The sequence below is a fragment of the Acidovorax sp. sic0104 genome (assembly GCF_019219095.1).
GTDB lineage: Bacteria > Pseudomonadota > Gammaproteobacteria > Burkholderiales > Burkholderiaceae_C > Acidovorax.
Map to the genome: position 1 here is coordinate 168,756 of NZ_JAHUWH010000001.1, position 22,624 is coordinate 191,379.

At 65.4% G+C, this 22,624-nt stretch carries 21 protein-coding genes; 10 read left to right on the forward strand and 11 right to left on the reverse strand.

Translation table 11 applies throughout. From position 1 onward, the window contains the following. The first annotated feature begins 1 nt into the window (after position 1). The 8 genes from KW835_RS00805 (at position 2) to KW835_RS00840 (ending at position 8,426) form a co-directional block, all read left to right on the forward strand. On the forward strand, positions 2 to 1,033 hold the full coding sequence (locus KW835_RS00805; protein ID WP_218380387.1) for a glycosyltransferase family 2 protein: 1,032 nt from the start codon (positions 2 to 4) through the stop codon (positions 1,031 to 1,033). After that, a complete protein-coding gene (locus KW835_RS00810) occupies positions 1,030 to 1,725 on the forward strand; it encodes a bifunctional 2-polyprenyl-6-hydroxyphenol methylase/3-demethylubiquinol 3-O-methyltransferase UbiG (protein ID WP_218380388.1) in 696 nt (231 codons plus the stop codon). Before KW835_RS00805 ends, KW835_RS00810 begins: the two co-directional genes overlap by 4 nt. Before the next feature lie 70 nt (positions 1,726 to 1,795). Continuing rightward, positions 1,796 to 3,124, forward strand: a complete 1,329-nt coding sequence (locus KW835_RS00815; protein ID WP_218380389.1) for a UDP-glucose/GDP-mannose dehydrogenase family protein — start codon at positions 1,796 to 1,798, stop codon at positions 3,122 to 3,124. 42 nt (positions 3,125 to 3,166) lie between these two features. Next, positions 3,167 to 4,321, forward strand: a complete 1,155-nt coding sequence (locus KW835_RS00820; RefSeq protein WP_218380390.1) for a DegT/DnrJ/EryC1/StrS aminotransferase family protein — start codon at positions 3,167 to 3,169, stop codon at positions 4,319 to 4,321. After that, positions 4,321 to 4,953 carry a sugar transferase gene (locus KW835_RS00825; RefSeq protein WP_218380391.1) on the forward strand — a complete coding sequence of 211 codons (633 nt, stop codon included), beginning with the start codon at positions 4,321 to 4,323 and terminating at the stop codon, positions 4,951 to 4,953. The genes KW835_RS00820 and KW835_RS00825 overlap by 1 nt, the downstream gene beginning before the upstream one ends. A gap of 83 nt (positions 4,954 to 5,036) precedes the next feature. Continuing rightward, a complete protein-coding gene (gene lysS, locus KW835_RS00830) occupies positions 5,037 to 6,572 on the forward strand; it encodes a lysine--tRNA ligase (protein WP_218380392.1) in 1,536 nt (511 codons plus the stop codon). A gap of 70 nt (positions 6,573 to 6,642) precedes the next feature. Next, positions 6,643 to 7,671 (forward strand): diguanylate cyclase domain-containing protein, encoded by a 1,029-nt coding sequence (locus KW835_RS00835; RefSeq protein WP_218380393.1) that lies wholly within the window; start codon positions 6,643 to 6,645, stop codon positions 7,669 to 7,671. Between the two features lie 62 nt (positions 7,672 to 7,733). Then, positions 7,734 to 8,426: a mechanosensitive ion channel family protein gene (locus KW835_RS00840; RefSeq protein ID WP_218381015.1), complete on the forward strand. Its 693-nt coding sequence runs from the start codon at positions 7,734 to 7,736 to the stop codon at positions 8,424 to 8,426. On the opposite strand, the gene KW835_RS00845 is transcribed toward KW835_RS00840, so the two are convergent. Next, the gene (locus tag KW835_RS00845; protein WP_218380394.1) at positions 8,417 to 9,325 is read right to left on the reverse strand and encodes a LysR family transcriptional regulator; all 909 of its coding nucleotides are present in this window, start codon (positions 9,323 to 9,325) and stop codon (positions 8,417 to 8,419) included. The two genes, KW835_RS00840 and KW835_RS00845, sit on opposite strands and share 10 nt — an antisense overlap. 112 nt (positions 9,326 to 9,437) lie before the next feature. On the opposite strand from KW835_RS00845, the gene KW835_RS00850 reads away from it, so the two are divergent. After that, positions 9,438 to 10,640: a four-carbon acid sugar kinase family protein gene (locus KW835_RS00850; RefSeq protein ID WP_218380395.1), complete on the forward strand. Its 1,203-nt coding sequence runs from the start codon at positions 9,438 to 9,440 to the stop codon at positions 10,638 to 10,640. Next, positions 10,637 to 12,460, forward strand: coding sequence for a 4-hydroxythreonine-4-phosphate dehydrogenase PdxA (gene pdxA / locus KW835_RS00855; protein WP_255593170.1), 1,824 nt, complete (start codon positions 10,637 to 10,639; stop codon positions 12,458 to 12,460). Before KW835_RS00850 ends, pdxA begins: the two co-directional genes overlap by 4 nt. A gap of 76 nt (positions 12,461 to 12,536) precedes the next feature. Here the strand turns inward: pdxA and nagZ are convergent, their stop codons facing one another. The 10 genes from nagZ to KW835_RS00905 form a co-directional block, all read right to left on the reverse strand. Next, the gene (gene nagZ / locus KW835_RS00860; protein ID WP_218380396.1) at positions 12,537 to 13,595 is read right to left on the reverse strand and encodes a beta-N-acetylhexosaminidase; all 1,059 of its coding nucleotides are present in this window, start codon (positions 13,593 to 13,595) and stop codon (positions 12,537 to 12,539) included. Between the two features lie 55 nt (positions 13,596 to 13,650). Beyond that, positions 13,651 to 14,067: a holo-ACP synthase gene (gene acpS / locus KW835_RS00865; RefSeq protein ID WP_218380397.1), complete on the reverse strand. Its 417-nt coding sequence runs from the start codon at positions 14,065 to 14,067 to the stop codon at positions 13,651 to 13,653. Positions 14,068 to 14,137: 70 nt separating this feature from the next. Next, positions 14,138 to 14,917 carry a pyridoxine 5'-phosphate synthase gene (locus tag KW835_RS00870; protein WP_218380398.1) on the reverse strand — a complete coding sequence of 260 codons (780 nt, stop codon included), beginning with the start codon at positions 14,915 to 14,917 and terminating at the stop codon, positions 14,138 to 14,140. Next, a complete protein-coding gene (gene recO / locus KW835_RS00875; protein ID WP_218380399.1) occupies positions 14,914 to 15,681 on the reverse strand; it encodes a DNA repair protein RecO in 768 nt (255 codons plus the stop codon). The genes KW835_RS00870 and recO overlap by 4 nt, the downstream gene beginning before the upstream one ends. A 10-nt stretch (positions 15,682 to 15,691) precedes the next feature. Next, complete coding sequence (era, locus tag KW835_RS00880) at positions 15,692 to 16,702, reverse strand: GTPase Era (RefSeq protein WP_218380400.1); 1,011 nt, start codon at positions 16,700 to 16,702, stop codon at positions 15,692 to 15,694. Next, positions 16,699 to 17,382, reverse strand: coding sequence for a ribonuclease III (gene rnc / locus KW835_RS00885; RefSeq protein ID WP_218380401.1), 684 nt, complete (start codon positions 17,380 to 17,382; stop codon positions 16,699 to 16,701). Before rnc ends, era begins: the two co-directional genes overlap by 4 nt. Further along, a complete protein-coding gene (locus KW835_RS00890; RefSeq protein ID WP_218380402.1) occupies positions 17,382 to 17,747 on the reverse strand; it encodes a DUF4845 domain-containing protein in 366 nt (121 codons plus the stop codon). Before KW835_RS00890 ends, rnc begins: the two co-directional genes overlap by 1 nt. Before the next feature lie 39 nt (positions 17,748 to 17,786). Next, positions 17,787 to 18,764, reverse strand: coding sequence for a signal peptidase I (gene lepB, locus KW835_RS00895; protein ID WP_218380403.1), 978 nt, complete (start codon positions 18,762 to 18,764; stop codon positions 17,787 to 17,789). Then, positions 18,764 to 20,572: a translation elongation factor 4 gene (gene lepA / locus KW835_RS00900; RefSeq protein WP_218380404.1), complete on the reverse strand. Its 1,809-nt coding sequence runs from the start codon at positions 20,570 to 20,572 to the stop codon at positions 18,764 to 18,766. Before lepA ends, lepB begins: the two co-directional genes overlap by 1 nt. A 512-nt stretch (positions 20,573 to 21,084) precedes the next feature. Beyond that, positions 21,085 to 22,557, reverse strand: a complete 1,473-nt coding sequence (locus KW835_RS00905; RefSeq protein WP_218380405.1) for a Do family serine endopeptidase — start codon at positions 22,555 to 22,557, stop codon at positions 21,085 to 21,087. Positions 22,558 to 22,624 lie beyond the last annotated feature (67 nt).

Genomic DNA, 22,624 nt, shown 5'->3' on the forward strand with positions numbered 1-22,624 from the left:
CATGCCACAGGACCGAGACTTGAACCCGCTCATCAGCGTCATCGTGCCCTGCCGCAACGAGCGCCAGCACATCGATGCGTTCTGCGATTCGGCCCTGCGCCAGGTGCTGCCTGAGGGCTGGCGCATGGAAGTCCTCGTGGCCGATGGTGCCAGCGACGACGGCACCCGCGAGCGGCTGCAGGAGCGCTGTACCGCAGACGCCCGCCTGGTGCTGGTGGACAACCCCGGGCGCATCGTCTCCACAGGTCTGAACGCGTGCATCGCGAAGGCCAGGGGCCAGATCATTGCGCGCCTGGACGTACACAGCCAGTTCGCGCCAGACTACCTTGCGCAATGCATACAGGCCCTTGAGCGCACGGGCGCCGACAACGTGGGCGGCCCGTGGGTGGCCCGCGGCATCGGGCCCACGGGCGCTGCGGTGGCTGCGGCCTTCCAGTGCCGCTGGGTGGTGGGGGGCGCACGCTCGCGCGACGTGCAGTTCGAGGGCACGGTCGACACCGTCTACCTGGGCTGCTGGCCTCGCAGCGTGTTCGAGCGCTTCGGCCAATTCGACGAAGCCCTGGTGCGCAACCAGGACGACGAGCACAACCTGCGCCTGCGCCTGGCCGGCGCCCGCATCTGGCAAAGCCGGCTGATCCGCTCCACCTACCATCCACGCGGCTCGCTGCGGCACCTGTTCTCGCAGCAGCGGCAGTACGGCTACTGGCGCCCGTTCGTCATGCGCAAGCACGGCCAGCCAGGCGCCCTGCGCCAGCTCGTGCCAGCCATCTTCGTGGCCGCCGCGTGCGCCAGCATCGCGCTGCTGCCCTGGACGGCGTTCCCCTTTGCAGGCCTTGCACTGGCCTATTTCAGCTATCTGATGGGCGCCTCCGCCGCTGCAGCCCGGGCTGCGGGCGACTGGTTCCTGCTGCCCCGGCTGCCAGCGACCATCGCTGCCTTCCATGTGGGTTATGGACTGGGCACGTGGCGGGGCCTGTGGGACATCGCGCGGTCGCGCGAGCCCTCGGCCGACTTTGCTCGGATCACACGATGACGATGCAAGAACCAGACGCCGTCAAGGCGCGCTATGGAAGGCGCGATGCAGCAACGGACGAAGCCCGCTACAGCCTGTACGGCAATGCGGCCGCGCTGCAGGCCCAGCAGGAGCGCCTGCGCGCCATGGTCCACACCTGGGCCGGCCATGGTTGGCACAGTCTGGGCCATCGGCGCATGCTGGAAGTAGGCTGCGGCAGCGGCGGCAACCTGCAAGACCTGCTTCGGCTGGGCGCCACGCCGGGCTGCCTGACAGGCATCGAGTTGCTGCCGGCCCGCGCTGCGCTGGCACGCAGTCTTCTCCCTCAGGACGTCACACTGCTGGAAGAAGATGCCGTTCACGCAAACGTATCGCCCGCCAGCCAAGATGCAGTGTTGGCATTTACTTTGTTCAGCTCCTTGCTGGATATGGCATTCCGCCGTCAGATGGCGCAAACCGTCTGGGGCTGGGTGGCACCGGGCGGGGGCGTACTGGTGTACGACTTTGTGGTGGACAATCCCCGAAACCCCGATGTGCGGCGCGTGCCCTTGCAGGAGTTGCAAGACCTTTTCCCGAATGCGCACCTGCAGTCGTACCGCCTGACGCTGGCGCCGCCCATCGCGCGCCGGCTGCCTGCATGGATGATTGCACCGGCGTCGCAACTGCTGCGCCCCCTGCGGACCCACCGCCTCACATGGGTGGTCAAACCTTGATGAATACCTCTGAATCCTCCGTGCGCCTCTCGCATGTTTCGCATGCGTTGCAGGATGCACCGCACCACATATGAAGATAACTGTCATTGGCACGGGCTACGTGGGTCTTGTCACGGGAGCATGCCTGGCAGAGATGGGCAACCACGTCGTGTGCATGGACCACGATGCCGCGCGCATCGATGCGCTGCGCGATGGCCACATGCCCATCCACGAGCCGGGCCTGGCGGACCTCGTGGTGCGCAATGCACACGCCGGCCGGATTCAGTTCACCACCGACGTCGCGCAGGCTGTGGCGCACGGCGTGATCCAGATGATCGCCGTGGGAACACCGGCAGGCGAAGACGGATCGGCCGACCTGCAGCACGTGCTGGCCGCCGCGCGGGCCGTGGCACAGCACATGGCGCAGTACAAGCTGGTGGTCACCAAGAGCACCGTGCCGGTCGGCACCGCGGACAAGGTTCGCCACGCCATGGATGCGGTGCTGGCCTCGCGCGCAACCCGGCCTGCCTACTCCATCGCGTCCAACCCCGAGTTCCTCAAGGAGGGCTCTGCCGTGCAGGATTTCATGCGGCCCGACCGCGTGATCGTCGGCACCAGCGACCCCGAGGCTGCCAGCCGGCTGCACACGCTGTACGCCCCCTTCATGCGCAACCGCGACCGGTTCGTGGTGATGGACGTGCGCAGCGCGGAGTTCACCAAGTACGCGGCCAACGCGATGCTGGCCACCCGCATCAGCTTCATGAACGAACTGGCGCTGCTGGCAGAAACGCTGGGCGTTGACATAGAGCACGTGCGCAACGGCATGGGGATGGACCCGCGCATCGGCACGCACTTCCTGTACGCTGGCGCGGGCTACGGCGGCTCGTGCTTTCCCAAGGATGTGAGCGCGCTGCTCAAGACGGCCTCGGACCATGGGCACCACCTGCAGGTGCTCGAGGGAGTGAAGGCCGTCAACGAACGGCAAAAGGGGGTGCTGGCGCGCAAGGTCAAGGACCGCTTCGGCCCGGACCTGGCCGGCCTGCGGTTCGCGCTGTGGGGCCTGGCGTTCAAGCCCGGAACGGACGACATGCGCGAGGCACCGAGCCTGGCCATCATCCACGAGCTGCTGCAGCACGGCGCCCAGGTCTGCGCCTACGACCCTGTCGCCATGGCACAGGCGCGCATGGCGCTGGGCCACAGGGACGGCCTGCATTTTGCAGACAGCGCCAACGACGCCCTTGAGGGCGCCACGGCGCTGGTCATCGTGACGGAATGGAAAGAGTTCCGCAGCCCCGATTTCGAGCACATCGCAGCCACCTTGCAGACGCCCGTCATCTTCGACGGCCGCAATCTCTTCGAACCCTCTGAAATGAAGGCATTGGGCCTGGAGTACCACCCCATTGGCCGCCCGGTCCCATAAAAGTGCCCTGTATCCGCTGCGCATAATATGCCCAACCAATCTATGACGAAAAATTTCCTTCCCTTCGCAAAGCCGGATATCGGTCCGGCAGAAATTGAAGCCGCCAACGCCACGATGCGCACCGGCTGGTTGAGCACTGGCCCAAAAACCAAAGAGTTCGAGCAACAGTTTGTGCGCTACCTTGGAGGCGAGCTCGAGGGTGTGGCGGTGAACTCCGCCACCGCAGGGCTGCACCTGGCCCTGGAAGCCCTGGGTGTAGGGCCCGGCGATGAAGTCATCACCACCACATTGACCTTCACGGCGACGGCGGAGGTCGTGCGCTACCTTGGCGCGGACCCCGTGCTGGTTGACGTGGACCCGGTGACGCTCAATATCGACCCCGAGAGGATCCGCGCCGCCATCACGCCACGCACCAAGGCGATCATGCCGGTGCACTATGGAGGCCTGGCCTGCGACATGGATACGATCCTGGCCATCGCACGGGAGCACGGCCTGAAGGTGGTGGAAGACGCAGCCCACGCGCTGCCCACCACATGGAAGGGCCAGATGGTCGGGCAGTTGCAGTCCGACGTGACCGTTTTCAGCTTCTATGCCAACAAGACCATCACCACCGGCGAGGGCGGCATGGCGGTGACCCGCAACCCCGAGGTGGCCAAGCGCATGCGCGTGATGCGCTTGCATGGCATCGACCGGGACGCGTTCGATCGCTTCACATCGAAAGCCCCAGCATGGCACTACGAGGTGGTGGCCCCAGGGTTCAAGTACAACATGACGGACATCGCAGCCGCGATCGGCGTGGAACAGTTGGCGCGCTTGCCGGGCTTTGTGCAACGGCGGCAGTATCTGGCCGAACGGTACAGCCAGCAGCTCACGGGACTGCCGCTGGTCCTGCCAGCGAATGCCCCCGCCGGGGACATCCATGCCTGGCATCTGTACGTCATTCGCCTCACGGCGGAAGCCCGGCTGAATCGCGATCAGGTGATCCAGGCCCTGTCAGACCGCGGAATCGGCACCAGCGTGCACTATGCCCCTCTGCATCGCCATCCCTACTGGCGAGACCGCTACCAGCTGTCGCCAGAGATGTTCCCGCATGCCGATGCAGCGTACCAGTCGATGATGAGCATCCCGTTGTTCACTGCGATGGCCGATGATGATCAAGACCGCGTGATTGCTGCCTTGCACGAATTGCTGGGGTGATGCCCAAGCGCCTGTTCGACATGGTTTTTTCGGCGCTGGCGCTGGTGCTGCTGGCACCTTTGCTGGTGGCCGTGGCCGTGTGGGTCCGGCTTGACTCGCCAGGCGACATCCTCTTCAGGCAGGCGCGCGTCGGGCGCGCCGGGCAGTCCTTTCGCATCTACAAGTTCCGCACCATGCGGCCCGGCGCAGACGCAGCGGGCCCTGCCATCACCGTGGGGGCCGACGAACGCATCACCCGGGCGGGCCAATGGCTGCGGCGCACCAAACTCGACGAGTTGCCGCAGTTCATCAACGTGCTGGTGGGGGACATGAGCATCGTGGGCCCGCGGCCCGAGGTACCCCGGTATGTGGCACTGTACCCCGCCGACCTGCGGGACACCGTGCTGAGCGTGCGCCCGGGCATCACGGACCTGGCCTCCATCGAGTTCCGGGACGAGAGCACGCTGCTGGGCCGCAGCAGCGACCCCGAGCGGACCTACGTGGAGCAGATCCTTCCCGTCAAATTGCGGTACGCCGCCGATTACGCGGGCGCGCACACCTTCTGGGGCGACCTCAAAATCGTCGCGCGAACCGCCGCCGCGCTGTGGGGCAGCACCCCGCGCGGGGATATGGCGCAAAAAGACGGCACATAGCCGATAAAATGAGAGGTTTGGCCGAGCCCAGCCTCTATCGAGCTGGCTCTGCTCCGTTTCACGCCACCGCACGACCGCCCCTTATGTCAGACCAACTCCCCTCCCAGGACGACAACCAGCTCATCGCCGAGCGCCGCGAAAAGCTGCGCGCCTTGCGCGAGGCACAAGCCCAGGGCGGCGCAGTTGCCTTTCCCAACAATTTCAAGCCCGCCCACAAGGCCGCACAGCTGCACCTGGAGCACGGCGATGCCACCAACGAAACGCTGGAAGCCGCGCCCGTTACCGTCTCGGTAGCCGGCCGCATGATGCTCAAGCGCGTGATGGGCAAGGCCAGCTTTGCCACGGTGCAGGACGGATCGCTGGGTGATGTGGGCGGACGCATCCAGCTGTACGTGACCCGCGATGCCGTGGGCGAAGAGCTGTACGCCGCCTTCAAGCACTGGGACCTGGGTGACATCGTGGGCGCCGAAGGCACCCTCATGAAGACCAAGACCGGCGAGCTGTCGATCAAGGTGACCAGCCTGCGCCTTCTGACCAAGAGCCTGCGCCCGTTGCCCGACAAGTTCCACGGCATGGCCGACCAGGAGCAGAAGTACCGCCAGCGCTACGTGGACCTGATCACCGACGAGCACGCCCGCCAGCGTTTCATGGCACGCAGCAAGGCAGTGAGCGGCCTGCGGGAGTTCATGGTGAGCCACGGCTTCCTGGAGGTCGAGACGCCCATGCTGCACCCCATCCCGGGCGGCGCCAATGCCAAGCCGTTCGTCACGCACCACAACGCGCTGGAGCAGGAGATGTACCTGCGCATCGCGCCCGAGCTGTACCTCAAGCGCCTGATCGTCGGAGGCTTCGAGCGGGTGTTCGAGATCAACCGCAGCTACCGCAACGAAGGCATCTCGGTGCGCCACAACCCCGAGTTCACCATGATGGAGTTCTATGCGGCGTACTGGAACTACCTGGATCTGATGGACTTCACCGAAACGCTGATCCGCGAAGTGGCGCTCAAGGCCACGGGATCGCTGCAGCTGACCTATGGAGGCCGCACGGTCGACCTGTCGCAGCCCTTTGCACGCCTGACCATCCGCGAAGCGATCTTCCAGTACACCGAGGCCGGCGCCCATGTGGACGACGCCGCCTGGCTCATCAGTGCCCTGAAGAAGCTGGGCCTGAACGAAGAAAAGGACAAGCTGTCCACGCGATCACTGGCCAGCCTGCAGGTTCTGTATTTCGAGGAGACCGTGGAAGACAAACTGTGGATGCCCACGTTCATCATGGAGCACCCCACCGAAATCTCGCCCCTGGCCCGCGCCAACGACAAACGTCCCGAGGTGACCGAGCGCTTCGAGCTCTACATCACCGGCCGTGAGTTTGGCAACGGCTTCAGCGAACTGAACGACGCCGAAGACCAGGCTGCACGCTTTCAGGCGCAAGTGGCCGCCAAGGACGGCGGTGACGATGAAGCCATGTTCTACGACCACGACTTCGTGCGGGCGCTGGAATACGGCATGCCCCCCACAGGGGGTTGCGGGATCGGTATCGATCGCCTCATGATGCTGCTGACGGACAGCCCCAGCATCCGCGACGTCATCCTTTTCCCTGCACTGCGCCGCGAATCCTGAAAGAGCCACGGCATCCGGGCTTCCCGGAAGATCGTGCCCTGCCCCGCCACACAAGGCCTGAGGAGTCCCCGTGCCATTCACATCCAGCAGCACGCCTTACCCCCCGCCCCTGCCAACGGGCAGCGGCTTTTCGGTGCTGGTGGTCGAAGACCAGGGCTCTGTGCGCGCCGCGCTGGTGGCGGAACTGCGACATGCCGGGGTCTCGGACATCCTTGAGGCCCCCGAGGGCAACGCGGCGCTGCAGTTGTTCAAGTCCCACCGCCCGGACCTGGTGCTGCTCGACATCAAGCTGCCGGGCAAGGATGGCTACTGGGTGGCACAGCAGATGCGCGAGAGCGAGGCTGGCGACTGGACTCCAATCATCTTCCTCTCGGGCCTGGACAATGAGCTTGACGTGTGGCGCGGCATCGAGGTGGGCGGCGACGACTACCTCGTCAAGCCGGTCAAGCCCATCGTGCTCATGGCCAAACTGCGGGCCATGCGGCGCCTTCTGGACATGCGGCGCCGGCTGGTGTCCATGTCGGCCGAGCTGCACCTGGCCAACCAGCGCCTGAACGAGATGGTGGAGGTGGACGCCCTCACCGCACTGGTCAACCGCCGTGGATTCGACCGCATCCTGCACAACGAGATCCTGGCGGCGCGGCGCGATGGGACGCCGCTCACGCTGATGCTGTGCGACCTGGACCACTTCAAGCTCTTCAACGACGCCAGCGGCCATGTACAGGGCGATGCATGCCTGAAGGAAGTGGGCCGCCTGCTGCGCGAGGTGTGCGTGCGGCCCCGGGATGTGGCTTCGCGCTACGGTGGCGAGGAGTTCGCGCTGATCCTGCCCAACACGCCACGCTCGGGCGCCATGACCTTTGCCCGCGCCCTGGGCCAGTTGCTCAAGGTGCGCGCCCTGCCCCACCCAGGCTCCCCACTGGGCAGCACACTCACCCTGTCCGGCGGCATCACCACCTGCGTGCCCGACGGCAGCACCAATGCCGAGAGCATGATCATGCGGGCCGACCAGGCCCTGTACGCCGCCAAGGCCCAGGGGCGCAACCGGTTCTTCAGTTTTGAAATGCAGATGGACACCGTGGAGCAACTGCGCAATTGAGTCTCTTCTCCGCTTTCTCGTTCGATGCCACCGAGCGCAACGCGCGCACCGTGGCTTCCCGAATGCAACTGATCAAGACCCGCCTGCCTGACTGGGTGCAGGACTGGCTGGAGGTCATCATCCCTGGCACCCAGATCCTGTTGATCCTGTTCGTCGCCTGGCTGCTGCAGCGCGTGCTGCGCCGCATCGTGCGGCGTGCGAGCACCCACTATCAGGTGCCCGACGAACTGGTGGTGCCCATGAACGGGCTGATCCGCTGGATCATCGTGGCGAGTGCCGGACTGCTGGTGCTCGAGCGCATGGGAGTCTCGGCCACCGTACTGTGGACAGCATTCACCGGCTTCGCCACCGTGGGTGCGGTAGCCTTCTTTGCCGCGTGGAGCGTGCTGTCCAACCTGTTCTGCGCATTGCTGATCTTCACGGTGCGGCCGTTTCGCATCGGCGACTACATCGAGGTGCTGGACACCGCCGAGAAGCCGGGCGCCAAGGGTCGGGTGGTCGACATCAACCTGCTGTACACCACACTGGAAGACCATGGCTCCCCAGGGGAGCACATGGCCTGGCTACAGATCCCCAATTCGCTGGTGTTCCAGCGCGTGGTGCGACGCTTCCAGGGCGTGCCCCCAATACCGGCAACGGCACCTCAGTCCCCAGAGCCGCCCCCGCAAGCCGCCACCGCGCCAGCCCCGCCAGCAACAGCAGCCGTGGCAGCGTCTGCGGCGCCCTCCCCATCTGCCAACGGCACTCAGGCCTGACTGGTCGGGAGCGACTGGCAGGCCGAGCGCAGCCAGGCCAGGACGGCGGAAAAGGCTGCCCGGTCCCCCTCCCCCGCCGGGGCCATGAGCAGGTAGCGGGAGCCATCCGCCACAAAGCCGCGCGGCGCGCACAACACACCGGCGGCCAGGTCATCGGCGACCAGGGCCACCGGGCCGATGGCGATGCCCGCACCGGCCACGGCCGCCTGCAGGCTCTGGTAGAAATGCTCAAACCGCACGTCCCGCAGCGCCTGCAGCCGCGTGTGGGCCAACCCCGCCCAACCCTCCCAGGCCGCGGGCCGGGAGGCTGTATGCAACAGCACGGCCTGCAGCACCTCGTGCTGCGGTGCGCAGGCCGCAGCCAGGTCGGGGCGGCACACAGGGCCGATGCGCTCATCCAGAAACGGCTCGGCCACCACATCGAGCGCTAGCGGAAAGTCGTTGCGGCGGATCGCCAGGTCGATGCCATCGCGGCTGAAAAACACCGGGCCGCCGGCCGACACCAGCCGCAGCTCCCGCTCGGGCCCCACCGCCGCCTGCAGCAGCGCCAGGCGGGGAATCAACCAGCGGATGAGGAAGGTGGGCTCACACGACAGCACCAGCGGCCGGCCCACGCCCTCGGCCCGGCGCGCACGCTCCATCGCGGAGTGCAAACGGTCCAGCGTGGCCCCCACATCGTCGGCCAGCCCCCGTGCCGTGGGCGTGGGCACCACCGCCCGATTGACGCGCTGAAACAGCGCAAAACCCAACGCCGCCTCCAGGTCGCGCACGGCGCGGCTCACCGCGCCATCGGTCAGGTGCAGCTCCCGCGCCGCGCGCGAAACACTGCCGTGGCGCACGGTGGCTTCAAACGCGCGCAGCGCAGAGAGGTGGGGCAGCCTGGGGGTCGTGGGGCTCATCGCGTTCTTTTCAGTTGATTTTTACTCAATCAATTCCTGCGTCGGAATCGATTTTCTTATCTTTATCTTGAAAGCATAGTACCCAGAATTAATTGAGCAAAAAGAAACATTCATGATCGCCATCCTGGCCGACGACCTGACCAGCGCACTCGACGGTGCGGCCCCCTTTGCCACCTGTGGGCGGTCTGCACGGGTGCTGCTGCACCCCGACGCCCTGGCAGGGCACCACAGCGCTGAGGTGCTGGCCATCGACCTCGACACCCGGTTTGTGCCGCCCCTGCGCGCGCAGGCGGAGTTCCGCTGCGCCGCAGAGGCGCTGCGGAACACGCCCGTGCTGTTCAAGACCATCGACTCCACCCTGCGCGGCCACCTGGGCGCCGAAACCTGCGGTGCCCTGGAGGGGGCGGACCGGCAGCAGGCACTGGTGGCACCGGCCTTCCCTGCGGCGGGGCGCACCACACAACACGGACGCCAGTGGCTGCACGGCACACCGCTGGAGCAGACCGTGTTTGCCAGCGACCCACGCACGCCGGTCATATCCAGCGTGGTGGTGGACCGCATGGGCGGCCCGCACGGCGTGCCCACGCGGCGCCTGCACATCCACGACGCCGCCACCGATGCCGACCTGGATTCCATCGTGGCCAGCACCGGCCTGTACCGGCCAGACCTGCTCTGGGTGGGGTCGCCCGGCCTGGCCGCTGCACTCGCCCGCGCCCACGGAGCCCCCACACGCCCGGTGCACCCGGCACGCCGCACCAGCCCACCGCAGCTGCGGCGGCCCCAGCGCATCCTGGTGGTGGTGGGCAGCCTGCACCCCGTCAACGGCGGGCAGGTGGAGGAACTGCAGCGCGCAGGCATCCCCGTGGTGTGCCTCGCGCCCGCGCTGGGCGAGCCCGGCCGGGTCACGGCATCACTTCAGGCCCTGCGGACCACCTTGGCCCAGGCCCTGGCCACACACCCCGTCGTGTGCCTGACCAGCGCCCCGCCCGTCGGCCACCCCCCACCGCCCCACCCCGGGTTCTCGGCCCTGCCCGCCCAGCAGCTCGCGTGGCTGGCCGGGCAATGCGCAGCGCATTGGGACGGGCTGGTGGCCACCGGCGGCGACACGGCCCGCCGTGTGATCGAGGCGCTGCAGGCAACCCACCTCGATCTGCTGGGCGAAGTGGCGCCCGGTGTGCCTTACGGCGCGCTGCAGTTGCCCACACGAACGCTGGCTTTTGCCACCAAGGCCGGCGGCTTTGGCCCACCAGACACCTTGCGCCGCTGCATCGCGCAGTTGCACGCCCTGCCCACCACGGAGTTACCGACCCCATGACCCACCCATCCCTCCCCGCACTACCCGCCCACCACCACAGCCTGCCCTTCGCCATCACGATGGGCGACCCGGCAGGCATCGGCCCGGAGATCATCGCCAAGCTGGCGCAGGACATCCGCCGCCCGCCCGTGCCCTATATGGTGATCGGCAACACCGCAGCGCTGCACAAAGCCGTGCGCGCCGTCGGCGCACGCTGCGCGGTGCAGCCCGTCGCCGACTGCTTCGACCGCTTCGACGGGTTGGCAGAAGCCCTGGCACAAGGCGCCATCCCCGTCCTGCCTGCCGGGCCGCCCCTGCCGCACGACCTGGCCCCAGGCCAGGTGGATGCACGGGCGGGTGCCGCCGCCCACGCCTATGTACAGCGGGCCATCGACCTGGCGCTGGCGGGACGGGTGCGCGGCATCGTCACGGCCCCCATCCACAAGCTGGCGCTGCGCGCCGCAGGCATCACCCACCCCGGGCACACCGAGATCCTGGCGGCCCGCGCCGGCACCCGCGACTTCGCCATGATGCTGGCCAACCCGGAGCTGCGGGTGGTGCTGGTGTCCATCCATGTGGCGCTGAGCGACGCCATTGCCGCCGTGACCCCCGACAACGAGCTGCGCGCGATCCGCCTGGCCCACGCGGCCTGCCGGGGCCTGGGCCTGACCCACCCGCGCGTGGCGGTGGCCGGACTCAACCCCCACGCGGGAGAGAACGGGCTGTTTGGCGATCAGGACCAGCAGGTGATTGCGCCCGCCATTGCCGCTGCGCGCGCCGAAGGCATTGACGCCTCCGGCCCCTGGCCCGGAGACACGGTGTTCATGCGCGCCCGCCGGGGCGACTTTGAGGTGGTGGTGGCGCAGTACCACGATCAGGGCCTGATCCCGGTGAAGTACCTGGGCGTGGAGCAAGGGGTGAACATCACCCTGGGCCTTCCCTTCATACGCACCTCGGTGGACCACGGCACGGCCTTTGACATTGCCGGGACCGGCCAGGCCAGCGCCTGTAGTCTGGTGCAGGCGCTGCAGTACGCAGCCGCCATGGAAGGCACAGCCAGCAAGGCCAGAGCAGCCGATGTCACCGGCGCACCGTCGCCCACGCCGGAACGGCCTCGCCACCCCGCAGCTGCCGCCCCACGCCCCGACTTCATCTTCATGCTGACCCGCCAGGACCGCACCGTTGCCAACGCCCTGGACCTGTTGCCCGAGGTGCTGGCCGCTGGTGTGCGGCACATCGGCTTCAAGGACGTGGGCCTGCCGCTGCCCGGTCTGCAGCAGCTGGCCGATGCCATCCGAGCCGCCGGGGCCGTGAGCTACCTGGAGGTGGTGAGCCTGGACGAGGCCAGCGAAACGGCGTCAGCGCGAGCCGCCGTGGGGCTGGGCGTGGACGTGCTCATGGGGGGCACGCGGCCCGATGCGGTGCTGCCCCTGCTGCGAGGCACGCCCATCCGCTACTACCCGTTCCCCGGCACCGTGACCGGCCACCCGAGCGTGCTGGGCGGCTCCATCGCCGACATCGTGGCCAGCGCGCAGCGCATGGCGGCACTGGAGGGAGTGCATGGGCTGGACCTGCTGGCCTACCGCTTTGCGGGCGATGTACCGACGCTAATCCAGCGCGTGTGTGCGGCAGTGGACAAGCCCGTGGTGATTGCAGGCTCGATCGACCGGGCGGAGCGGATCGAGGCGGCCGTCGCGGGCTGCGCCGCCGGACTGACGGTGGGGACGGCGGCGCTGGACGGTGTGTTCCCTGCCGCCACCCCTGGGCTGACGGCGCAGTTGCACTGCATACGGGAACTGCTGGAGACAACGTGCCGGGAGCAGAATGGAGTGAAGCGCTGACGTCGGCTCACGGCGGGCTTGCAAACACTGTGCAAGACATCCGTCCAGCCACCACACTGGCTCGACGGAGGGCCCCTCAGGGCAGCAAATCCAGCGCCTGCATGTATGCGGGCTGCAGCATCAGCTCATCCCACGGCTGGGGCAAAGTTTCGGGCAGCAGCGCCACGCGGCGCGACTCGCTGTCCACGCTGGGCTGCCAGAGCCCCTGGGCCTGTGCCTTTTCCAGTCCGTCGATAAGCTCGTCCACGGCGCGGCCATCGCCGATGCTCTGGTTGCACAGCAGCACCATATCGCATCCCGCAGCCAGCGCGGCGATGGCTGCATCGGTGTAGCCGACCAGCTGGCCATCCAGGCGCCGCGCGCCCTCCATGCTGAGGTCATCGCTGAAAATGGCGCCGTCAAACCGCATTTGCCGCCGCAGGATGTCTTGCAGCCAGCGCTGCGAAAAGCCTGCGGGACGGCTGTCCACCTTGGGGTAGATCACATGGGCCGGCATCACGCTGGTGAGCGTGGTGCTGAGCCAGGGGTACGGCGCCGCGTCGTCCGCCAGGATGGCCTTCAGGCTGCGCCTGTCGATGGGCACTTCGGTGTGCGAGTCGGCCTTGACGAAGCCGTGCCCCGGAAAGTGTTTGCCGCAGTTGGCCATGCCGGCCTGCAGGAGGCCGTGCATGAGGCTCTTGGCCAGCAGAGCGGCCACGCGCGGGTCGCGGTGGAAGGCGCGGTCGCCGATGACGCCGCTCTCGCCATGGTCCAGATCCAGGACGGGGGTGAACGAAAAATCCACGCCGCAGGCGCGCAGCTCCGCGCCCAGCACGTAGCCGCAGGCGGTGGCGGCGTTGGTGGCTGCCAGGGCATCCTTCATCCACAGCTCACCCAAGGCCCGCATGGGCGGCACGTGCGTGAAACCATCGGTGCGAAAGCGCTGCACGCGGCCACCTTCGTGGTCCACGCAGATCAGCAGATCATCGCGCACGGCCTTGATGCTGCTGGTGAGCTGCAGCAGTTGGACCCGGTCTTCCCAGTTGCGGGAAAAGAGGATGACACCGCCGGTCAGAGGATGCGCCAAACGGCGGCGGTCGGCATCGGTGAGTTCTTTGCCAGCCACATCGAGGATCAGGGGAGCGTGTTCGGTCATGGTTTCAATAGTGAATTGAATTGCTATGCAAACAATAGCTGCCAGCGCTTATTGGTCAAGCGCCAGAGGCCGATTTGTCTTGAAGTTTTTCCACCACGCAAAAGCTGGCTGCGTAGTCGGTTTCATCGGTGACGCTCAGGTGCGCAGTCAGGCCGCGCGCTTCGAACCACTCCTTGAGCGCGCCATGCAGGACGATCACCGGCTGGCCGGTGGGCAGCTTGGCCACTTCGCAGTGGCGCCAGGTCATGGGCATGCGCATCCCGAGGCCAATGGCCTTGCTGAAGGCTTCCTTGGCAGAAAACCGGGTCGCAAGGTAACGCAGGCCCCGGTCGGGCCAGCGGCTGCTGCGCTCGCGCCAGGTCGCCAGTTCGCCATCGGCGAGCACCTTGTGGGCGAAGCGCTCGCCGTGGCGCTCCAGGCTGGCCGCGATGCGGCGCACGTCGCAGATGTCTGTGCCAATGCCGTAGATCATGGATTTTCTGGTGTTCAATACGCCGCTGAAGCTTGCCTGCAAAGCGCCAGCCGCTATTCAATCAGGAGCATCAGGCCTTGGCGCGAACGCCGCCGCGGATGCATTCCAGGTACGCGTGCACCGTCGCTGCGTAGCCCAGTTCCAGCGCGTCGGCAACCAGGGCGTGGCCGATGGAGACCTCCAGCACACCCGGCACATCGCGCACGAAGGCGCCCAGGTTGTCGCGGTTCAGGTCATGCCCCGCATTGACCCCCAGGCCGGCATCAAGCGCTGCCTGCGCGGCATCGCGGTAGCGCGCCAGCTGCTCGCCTTGCTGCGGCGTGTCCCAGGCTGCGGCATAGGGCTCGGTGTACAGCTCGACGCGGTCCGCGCCTGCGGCCTTGGCGGCGGCCATTTGCCCGGGCACCGGGTCCATGAAGAGACTCACGCGAACGCCCAGCGCCTTGCATTCGGCGATCAGGGGCCCAAGGCGCTCGGCATCCTGGGGAAAGCTCCAGCCATGGTCGCTGGTGAACTGGTCTTCACTGTCCGGCACGAAGGTCGCCTGGTGCGGGCGTACCCGGCGGATGAACTCCATGAGGTTCTGGGACGGATTGCCCTCGATGTTGTACTCGCGGTCCGGCCAGCCTTTCATCAGGGCCGCCAGCTCGAACACGTCGTGGCCGCGGATGTGCCGCTCGTCGGGCCGGGGGTGCACCGTGATGCCCTGCGCCCCCGCCTGCAGGCACAGCTCGGCCGCACGGGCGACGCTGGGAATGCCCAGGTGCCGGGTATTGCGCAGCAGGGCAACCTTGTTGACGTTGACCGAGAGGGCGGTGGTCGGATGCGAAGCGTTGGATGGCTGGTTCATAGGGCCTGCAAGTCGATCATGAGCTGGCGGGTGCGCAGCGTCGGGCTGCCGCAATGGTATTGCAGCACGGCGCGCAGCTGGGGTTTGAGCTCGGTAGCCACGGGTGCGCAGGCGCGCAGCGTGGCGGTGTAGCTGGCGGCATTGTCGTCCAGCGCGCGCTGCAGCGCCTGCCATTGGTGGCCCTGCAGCCCGGCGCGGTCCGCCGATGACGCGGCGCGCAAACCGCCCTCGGCCACCAGTGTGTAGCGGACGGCGGGATCAAGGGGGGCCAGCGTCATGGTCTGGGCATCCAGGCTGGGCAGGAGGCCGATCTCGCGCAGCAGCAGCAACTCGAAGCTGCGCAGCACGGGCTCGAGGGCATCGCCGTGCTCGCTGGCCAGCACCCGCACCACGCCGCCATAGGCATCGAACAAGGCCGTGTGCGGATCGGCGCGTGCCAGCAGGCGCAGCAGCAACTCGTTGAGGTACAGCCCGGAGAGCAAGGCATCGCCGGTCGGCATGACATGTCCGCCCACCCATTCTGCGCCCTTGAGCGCATGGATGTCCGCGCTGCCGTCGCCCGACAGGGTGTAGGTGAGCAGCAGGGGCTGCAGCGGCAGCAGTACAGGGCGGAAGTTGGAGGTGGGCTTCTTGGCCCCCTTGGCCACCAGGGCCACGCGGCCCTGCCGGCGGCAGAAAACCTCCAGGATCAGGCTGGACTCGCTCCAGTCGTAGCTGTGCAGCACGAAAGCGGGTTCATCGGTGATGCGCTTGGCGGCAGCCACAAAAAGGCGATCACTCGTATCCGAAGGAGCGCACGCGCGCCTCGTCATCGGCCCAACCCGAGCGCACCTTGACCCACAGTTCAAGGAATACCTTGGCATCCATCAGCTTTTCAAGCTCCTGCCGAGCCTCGGTGCCGATGCGCTTCAAGCGCTCGCCCTTGTCGCCAATGACCATCATCTTGTGGTTGTCGCGCTCCACCACGATCGTCGCGGCGATCTTCACCAAGCGCTTGTGCTGTTTGCTCGCTTCTTCCTCGAACTTGTCGATGACGACGGTGGAGGTGTAGGGCAACTCGTCGCCGGTGAAACGGAACAGCTTCTCGCGCACGGTTTCGGAGGCCAGGAATTTCTCGCTGCGGTCGGTCAACTCGTCTTCGGCATACCACCAGCCCTGCTCGGGGAGGTACTTCGCGCAGATGCCGAAGAGGCGCTCGATATCGCCCTTGTTCTTGGCCGACATGGGCACGAACTCGGCAAACGGATGGCGTTCCTGCATGCTCTTGAGCCAGGGCGCGATCTCCGCGCGGCGGTGCACCATGTCGAGCTTGTTGGCCACCAGCAGCGTGGGGATGCCCGGCTTGAACAGCGACAGCACCTTGGCATCTGCCAGCGTGAAGTTGCCGGCTTCCACCACGAAGAGGATCAGGTCCACGTCGCCGATGGCGCCCATCACGGTCTTGTTCAGGGACTTGTTGAGCGCGGTGGCGTGGCGTGTCTGAAAACCGGGCGTATCGACGAAGATGAACTGCGTGAGTTCGCGCGTGCGGATGCCGGTGATGCGGTGGCGCGTGGTCTGAGCCTTGCGGGAGGTAATACTGATCTTCTGGCCCACCAGCGCGTTGAGCAACGTGGACTTGCCGACATTGGGCTTGCCCACGATGGCGATCACCCCGCAGCGCTGGCCCTCCACGGCCGCTGGGGCCCTGGCCGCCGCCAGCATGGCCTCGAGATCGTTCTGGACACCGGCGCCCGGGGCGCCGTCTTCTTCACCGGCCACATCCTTGGTTGCGTCGTTGTTCATAGATTCTTTGCTTTCAATGTGGCCAGCATGGCCGCAGCAGCTGCCTGCTCGCCCGCCCGGCGCGATCCGCCGATGCCGCGCTCGGTCAGGGAGAGTTCTGGGATGTCGCACTCGACGTCGAAGGTCTGGCGGTGGGCCGCGCCCACCGTCGCCACCACCTTGTACTGCGGCAGCTTCATTTTGCGACCCTGGAGCCACTCCTGCAACGCGGTTTTGGCATCCTTGGACGCCGCCTGCATCTGGGGGTTGATTTCGACGCCCTGAAAAAGCCGGTGCACCAGCGCTTCGGCGGCTGAATAACCCGCATCCAGATAAACGGCCCCGATGAGAGCCTCCAGGGCATCGGCAAGGATGGACGGACGCTGCTGGCCGCCGGATTTGGCTTCGCCCTCGCCCAGGCGCAGCACCTCGGGTACCTTCAGGTGCAGCGCGAGCTGGTGGAGAGTGTCCTGCTTGACGAGATTCGCCCTGACACGTGAGAGATCGCCCTCAGGCAGGTCTGCCAGTCGCTGATACAGCAGGCTGGCGACTGCCAGGTTCAGGACGGAGTCCCCCAGGAATTCAAGGCGCTCGTTGTGGTCGGCCGAGAAACTTCGGTGTGTCGTGGCGCGCTGCAGAAGCGCCGGATTGGAAAAAACATGCTGCAGGCGAGCCTGCAGCGATTGAAGGCCTGGATGCACTACTTGGTCTGTCCTTCAAAGCGGTAGACAAGAAACGCCGGGCCCGCCAGGGCGATTTCGCGGGAGTACTTGAAGGAAACCACGGTCTTGTCACCGCGCTTGGTGATCTCAAGGTCCTTGGCCTGCACGGAGCTGATGTTGTCGATGGCCGCTGCACGCTCGTAGACATTGCGGATGTCAGCCACGGTCGAGCCCTCTCTGGCAGCCTTGCCTGCCGCCTTGCCGATGGCCTGGTACTCCAGAAAGATGGGAACGGATTGGCCGCCGATCGCAAATGCAGCGACTGCGATCAGCCCAATGAAGATCACGCCGATGAACGACAGCCCGCGCTGGCGAGAGCGGCTCACGGATTGGTTGCGACGCATTGTTGTTTCCCCCTCAGTTGGTGTTGAGCCGCTTGGCCGTCACTTGAACGAACCGATGCGCTTGAGATTACCGAAATTCATCCACACGAAAAAGGCCCGGCCGACAATGTTGCCTTCCGGCACGAAACCCCAGTAACGCGAGTCCAGGGAGTTGTCCCGGTTGTCACCCATCATGAAGTAGTGCCCCTCGGGGACCTTGCAGACGACGCCTTCGACACTGTAGCGGCAGTTCTGGCGGTTCGCAAAGTTGGAAGCGCCCTGTATGAACGCCGGAACATCCGGGTTGTTGAGCAAGCGGTGCGGGTGATCGCCAAGCTGTTCTTCGAACTGCTTGAAGTAGCGCATCGAATCTTCTTCGAAGAAGTCGGGCATGGCCTTCGTGTCCACGGCCTTGCCGTTGATCGTCAGGCGCTTGTTCAGGTAGGCCACCTCGTCTCCCGGCACGCCCACCACCCGCTTGATGTAGTCCAGGCTGGGCTGCGGCGGATAGCGGAACACGAGCACGTCACCGCGCTCGGGCTTGTTGCCTTCGATGATCTTGGTATGGATCACCGGCAGACGCACACCATAGGTGAACTTGTTCACCAGGATCAGGTCGCCCACTAGCAGCGTGGGGATCATCGATCCGGAGGGGATCTTGAAGGGCTCGAACAGGAAGGAGCGCAGCAGGAAGACGACAACGATGACGGGAAACAGGCCCGCAGTCCAATCGAGCCACCATGGCTGCATGAGCAGGCGGCCCTTGGCCTCCTGGACATCCAGGTCCACTTTCTGGATGCCCATGCGATCGAGTTCGGCCCGACGCTCGATTGCAGCGTCCTCCACCGCCTGGGCCGCACGCCGGCGCTGCGGCAGGAAATAGAACCGTTCTGCAAGCCAATAGGCGCCCGTCACCACCGTCGCGAGAAACAGCAGCAGGGCGAAGTTTCCTTCGATGGCACCAAAGTACCAGGCACCGATGTAGCCGGCAAACACGGCCAGCACCGCGGAGGTGAGGATCTGCATGAACTGAAGCATCAATCTTCCACCTGCAAAATGGCCAGGAAAGCCTCTTGGGGCACTTCGACCGATCCGATTTGTTTCATGCGTTTCTTGCCTGCCTTCTGCTTCTCAAGGAGCTTGCGCTTGCGGGTGATGTCACCGCCGTAGCATTTTGCCAGCACGTTCTTGCGCAGCGCCTTGATGGTTTCGCGCGCGATGATGTTGGCGCCGATGGCCGCCTGAATGGCCACGTCGTACATCTGACGGCTGATGATCTCGCGCATCTTGCCCACCACGGCACGGCCGCGGTACTGCGATTGCGAGCGGTGGACGATGATCGACAGGGCGTCCACCTTCTCGCCGTTGAGCAGGATGTCCACCTTGACCACGTCGGACGGGCGGTACTCCTTGAACTCGTAGTCCATCGAGGCGTAGCCGCGCGATACCGACTTGAGCTTGTCGAAGAAGTCGAGCACGATTTCGCCGAGCGGCATGTCGTACGTCAGCATCACCTGGCGGCCGTGGTAAGCCATGTTGATCTGAACGCCCCGCTTCTGATTGGCCAGCGTCATCACAGGGCCAACGTAGTCCTGGGGCATGTACAGATGCACCGTGACGATGGGCTCTCTGACCTCTTCCAGCCGGCCCTGGTCGGGCATCTTGGAGGGGTTCTCGACCATGATGATCTCGCCGTCGGCCTTGACCACCTGGTAGACCACGCTGGGCGCAGTGGTGATGAGGTCCTGGTCGAACTCGCGCTCGAGACGTTCCTGCACGATCTCCATGTGCAGCAGGCCCAGGAAGCCGCAGCGAAATCCAAAGCCCAGCGCCTGGCTCACCTCAGGCTCGTAATGCAGCGACGCATCGTTGAGCTTGAGTTTTTCGAGCGCATCGCGCAGCGAGTCGTACTCGCTGGCTTCGGTGGGGTACAGGCCCGCGAACACCTGGGGCTGGATTTCCTTGAAACCGGGCAGCGCCTCGGCTGCAGGGCCTGCGTTATTGGGCAGCTTCTTTTCCAGCGTGATGGTGTCGCCCACCTTCGCGGCCTGCAGTTCCTTGATCCCCGCGATGATGTAGCCCACCTGGCCCGCATCCAGCGAATCGCGCGGCTCGTTGGCGGGCGTAAAGACGCCGAGATTGTCCGCGTTGTACACCGCGCCCGTGGCCATCATCTTGATGCGCTCGCCCTTGAGCAGGCGGCCATCCACGACACGCACCAGCATCACAACGCCCACGTAGCTGTCGAACCAGCTGTCGATGATCATCGCGCGCAGCGGGCCTTCGGCCTTGCCGCGCGGCGCCGGCACCTTGGCGACGATGGCTTCGAGGATCTCATCGATGCCCATGCCGGTCTTGGCCGAGCAGGGAATGGCATCGGTCGCATCGATGCCGATCACGTCTTCGATCTCGGCCTTGGCGTTGTCGGGATCTGCGTTGGGCAGATCCATCTTGTTGAGCACAGGCACAACTTCCACGCCGAGGTCCAGCGCCGTATAGCAGTTGGCCACCGTCTGCGCTTCCACTCCCTGCGATGCATCGACAACGAGCAGCGCACCTTCACATGCGGACAGCGAGCGGCTCACCTCGTACGAGAAATCAACGTGGCCCGGCGTGTCGATCAGGTTGAGGTTGTAGACCTGCCCATCCAGGGCCTTGTACTGCAACGCCGCGGTCTGCGCCTTGATGGTTATCCCACGCTCTTTTTCGATGTCCATCGAGTCGAGCACCTGGGCTTCCATGTCTCGCTCTGCGAGCCCACCACAGCGCTGGATCAAACGATCCGCAAGCGTCGACTTGCCATGGTCGATGTGCGCGATGATGGAAAAATTTCTGATGTGGTTCATCAACGAAAAACGTCAAGTGATTGAATTAAAACGGCGCACACAAGAAAAAAGGGCGCGTCGAATGGCGACGCGCCCTGAACCAACAATCATTGGCAACTGCGATAGTTGGAACTTCATTGTAGGCAAAAAGCCCGCCGAAAAAAGCCCGCCCGACTGCATCCAAGGGGAGTTGTCACGGTGCAACAGGAATTTTATACACAGCTTATACACAGTTGACGTATCAGCAACGCTGAACAACTTGTGGGTGAGCTGTGGATCAGCTGTGCATTGCACGCGACCATCCCGCATCGTGAACCCGGCGCCGTTCGATATACAGTTAAAGGTTGAACAGGTGCCTATATTCTATCGAAATTGATTGATAGCATGCCACTCATGTGAGCGAAAGCTAACTTCAAAACGATCCAAAGACTTTGTGATGGCCTATCAAAAATAGTGGCGCATCCCCAAAGGCTTGGCGGCGAAGGGGTCATGTCGGGCGGTCACAGCCCCTTCACAAAGGCCCTCTTCGCCGGCTATCGAGCGGGACGGATCAGCGCGTACTGGGCCCATTCGCCACGGCGATACAGCACGTTGATCGGCTTGGCCTTGTCAGCCTTCGACAAAACGGCTTCGAACTCCTTCACACCTGCGACCTCCGTATTGGCAATCGACAGGATCACGTCCCCTTCTCGCAGGCCGGCCCGCGCTGCGGCATCGGTGGCGGACGCCACTACCACGCCGCCCTTGATCTTGAGCTCCTTCTTCTGCGCGTCGGTCAGCTCCGTCACCGCAAGCCCCACCTGCTGCGCCGCGGCAGACGCCTTGGGTTTTTCCTCGCGCTCCGGCGCCTTCGCCACAGCCTTGTCCGGCTCGATCTCCGCGATGGTGATGCCCAGGTCGCGCGTGGCGCCCCGGCGAAAGACCGTCACGGTGCTCTTGCTGCCCGGCTTGGTATTGCCCACCAGGCGCGGCAGATCCCCGACCTTGTCGATCGCCTTGCCGTCAAAGCGCGTGATGATGTCTCCGGCCTCCACGCCAGCCTTGTCAGCGGGAGAGCCCGCCTCGACACCCGTCACCAAAGCCCCCTGCGGCTTGCCCAGGCCGATGGACTCCGCCACATCACGGGTGACCTGTCCTATCTGGACACCGATACGGCCGCGCGTCACGCGGCCGGTCGCGCGCAGTTGCTCACTCACGCGGATCGCTTCATCCATGGGAATGGCGAACGATATGCCCATGAAACCGCCCGAGCGCGAGTAGATCTGGCTGTTGATACCAACCACCTCTCCCCGCATGTTGATCAGCGGCCCGCCCGAGTTGCCCGGATTGATCGCCACGTCGGTCTGGATGAAAGGCAGATAGTCTCCCGTGTCGCGCTGCTTGGCGCTCACGATTCCCGCAGTGACGGTATTCTCCAGCCCGAAGGGAGAACCGATGGCCATCACCCATTCGCCCACGCGAAGGCGGTTCAGATCACCCACCTTGACTGCCGGTAGGCCGGTGGCCTCAATCTTCACCACGGCGACGTCGGTGCGCTTGTCTGCACCGATGATCCTGGCCTTGAACTCACGCTTGTCCGTGAGCGTCACGATGACTTCGTCAGCACCTTCCACCACGTGAGCATTGGTCATCACGAACCCGTCGGCCGTCAAGATGAAGCCTGAGCCGACGCCGCGTGGTTGCGCCTCTTCTTCCTGCTGCGGACGCTGAGGGCGCTGCTGCCTCGGCACGTTCGGGATGGGCACGCCGAAACGCTTGAAAAATTCGAGCATCTCTTCGTCCATGCCGTTGGCCCCCGCCCGGCTCGACGCCTTCTCCACGGTGCGGATGTTGACCACCGAAGGCCCTACCTGGTCCACCAGATCGGTGAAATCGGGAAGACCTCGCACGGCGGCGGCAGGTTGCGCCATCGCAGCATGCGGCAGCAACCCTGCCGTGCCTGCCACACCCACCAACACCGATGCGAGCGCCCAGGAGCGCAGCACGGTTCGATCGAACTTCGACATCTTTGACCTTTCGTGAAATATGACGAATGCCGTCAATACAACTGTATGTAACTGTGAAGAGTGTGCG

Bases quoted from the DNA above. Each gene is read 5' to 3' on its own strand.
- lysS (WP_218380392.1), top strand. From the start codon at position 5,037: ATGTCAGACCAACTCCCCTCCCAGGACGACAACCAGCTCATCGCCGAG.
- KW835_RS00820 (WP_218380390.1), top strand. From the start codon at position 3,167: ATGACGAAAAATTTCCTTCCCTTCGCAAAGCCGGATATCGGTCCGGCA.
- lepA (WP_218380404.1), bottom strand. From the start codon at position 20,572: ATGAACCACATCAGAAATTTTTCCATCATCGCGCACATCGACCATGGC.
- era (WP_218380400.1), bottom strand. From the start codon at position 16,702: ATGAACAACGACGCAACCAAGGATGTGGCCGGTGAAGAAGACGGCGCC.
- KW835_RS00870 (WP_218380398.1), bottom strand. From the start codon at position 14,917: ATGAACCAGCCATCCAACGCTTCGCATCCGACCACCGCCCTCTCGGTC.
- pdxA (WP_255593170.1), top strand. From the start codon at position 10,637: ATGACCCACCCATCCCTCCCCGCACTACCCGCCCACCACCACAGCCTG.
- KW835_RS00905 (WP_218380405.1), bottom strand. From the start codon at position 22,557: ATGTCGAAGTTCGATCGAACCGTGCTGCGCTCCTGGGCGCTCGCATCG.
- KW835_RS00810 (WP_218380388.1), top strand. From the start codon at position 1,030: ATGACGATGCAAGAACCAGACGCCGTCAAGGCGCGCTATGGAAGGCGC.
- nagZ (WP_218380396.1), bottom strand. From the start codon at position 13,595: ATGACCGAACACGCTCCCCTGATCCTCGATGTGGCTGGCAAAGAACTC.
- KW835_RS00850 (WP_218380395.1), top strand. From the start codon at position 9,438: ATGATCGCCATCCTGGCCGACGACCTGACCAGCGCACTCGACGGTGCG.
- KW835_RS00845 (WP_218380394.1), bottom strand. From the start codon at position 9,325: ATGAGCCCCACGACCCCCAGGCTGCCCCACCTCTCTGCGCTGCGCGCG.
- KW835_RS00805 (WP_218380387.1), top strand. From the start codon at position 2: ATGCCACAGGACCGAGACTTGAACCCGCTCATCAGCGTCATCGTGCCC.
- lepB (WP_218380403.1), bottom strand. From the start codon at position 18,764: ATGCTTCAGTTCATGCAGATCCTCACCTCCGCGGTGCTGGCCGTGTTT.
- KW835_RS00815 (WP_218380389.1), top strand. From the start codon at position 1,796: ATGAAGATAACTGTCATTGGCACGGGCTACGTGGGTCTTGTCACGGGA.
- KW835_RS00840 (WP_218381015.1), top strand. From the start codon at position 7,734: ATGCAACTGATCAAGACCCGCCTGCCTGACTGGGTGCAGGACTGGCTG.
- KW835_RS00890 (WP_218380402.1), bottom strand. From the start codon at position 17,747: ATGCGTCGCAACCAATCCGTGAGCCGCTCTCGCCAGCGCGGGCTGTCG.
- acpS (WP_218380397.1), bottom strand. From the start codon at position 14,067: ATGATCTACGGCATTGGCACAGACATCTGCGACGTGCGCCGCATCGCG.
- KW835_RS00825 (WP_218380391.1), top strand. From the start codon at position 4,321: ATGCCCAAGCGCCTGTTCGACATGGTTTTTTCGGCGCTGGCGCTGGTG.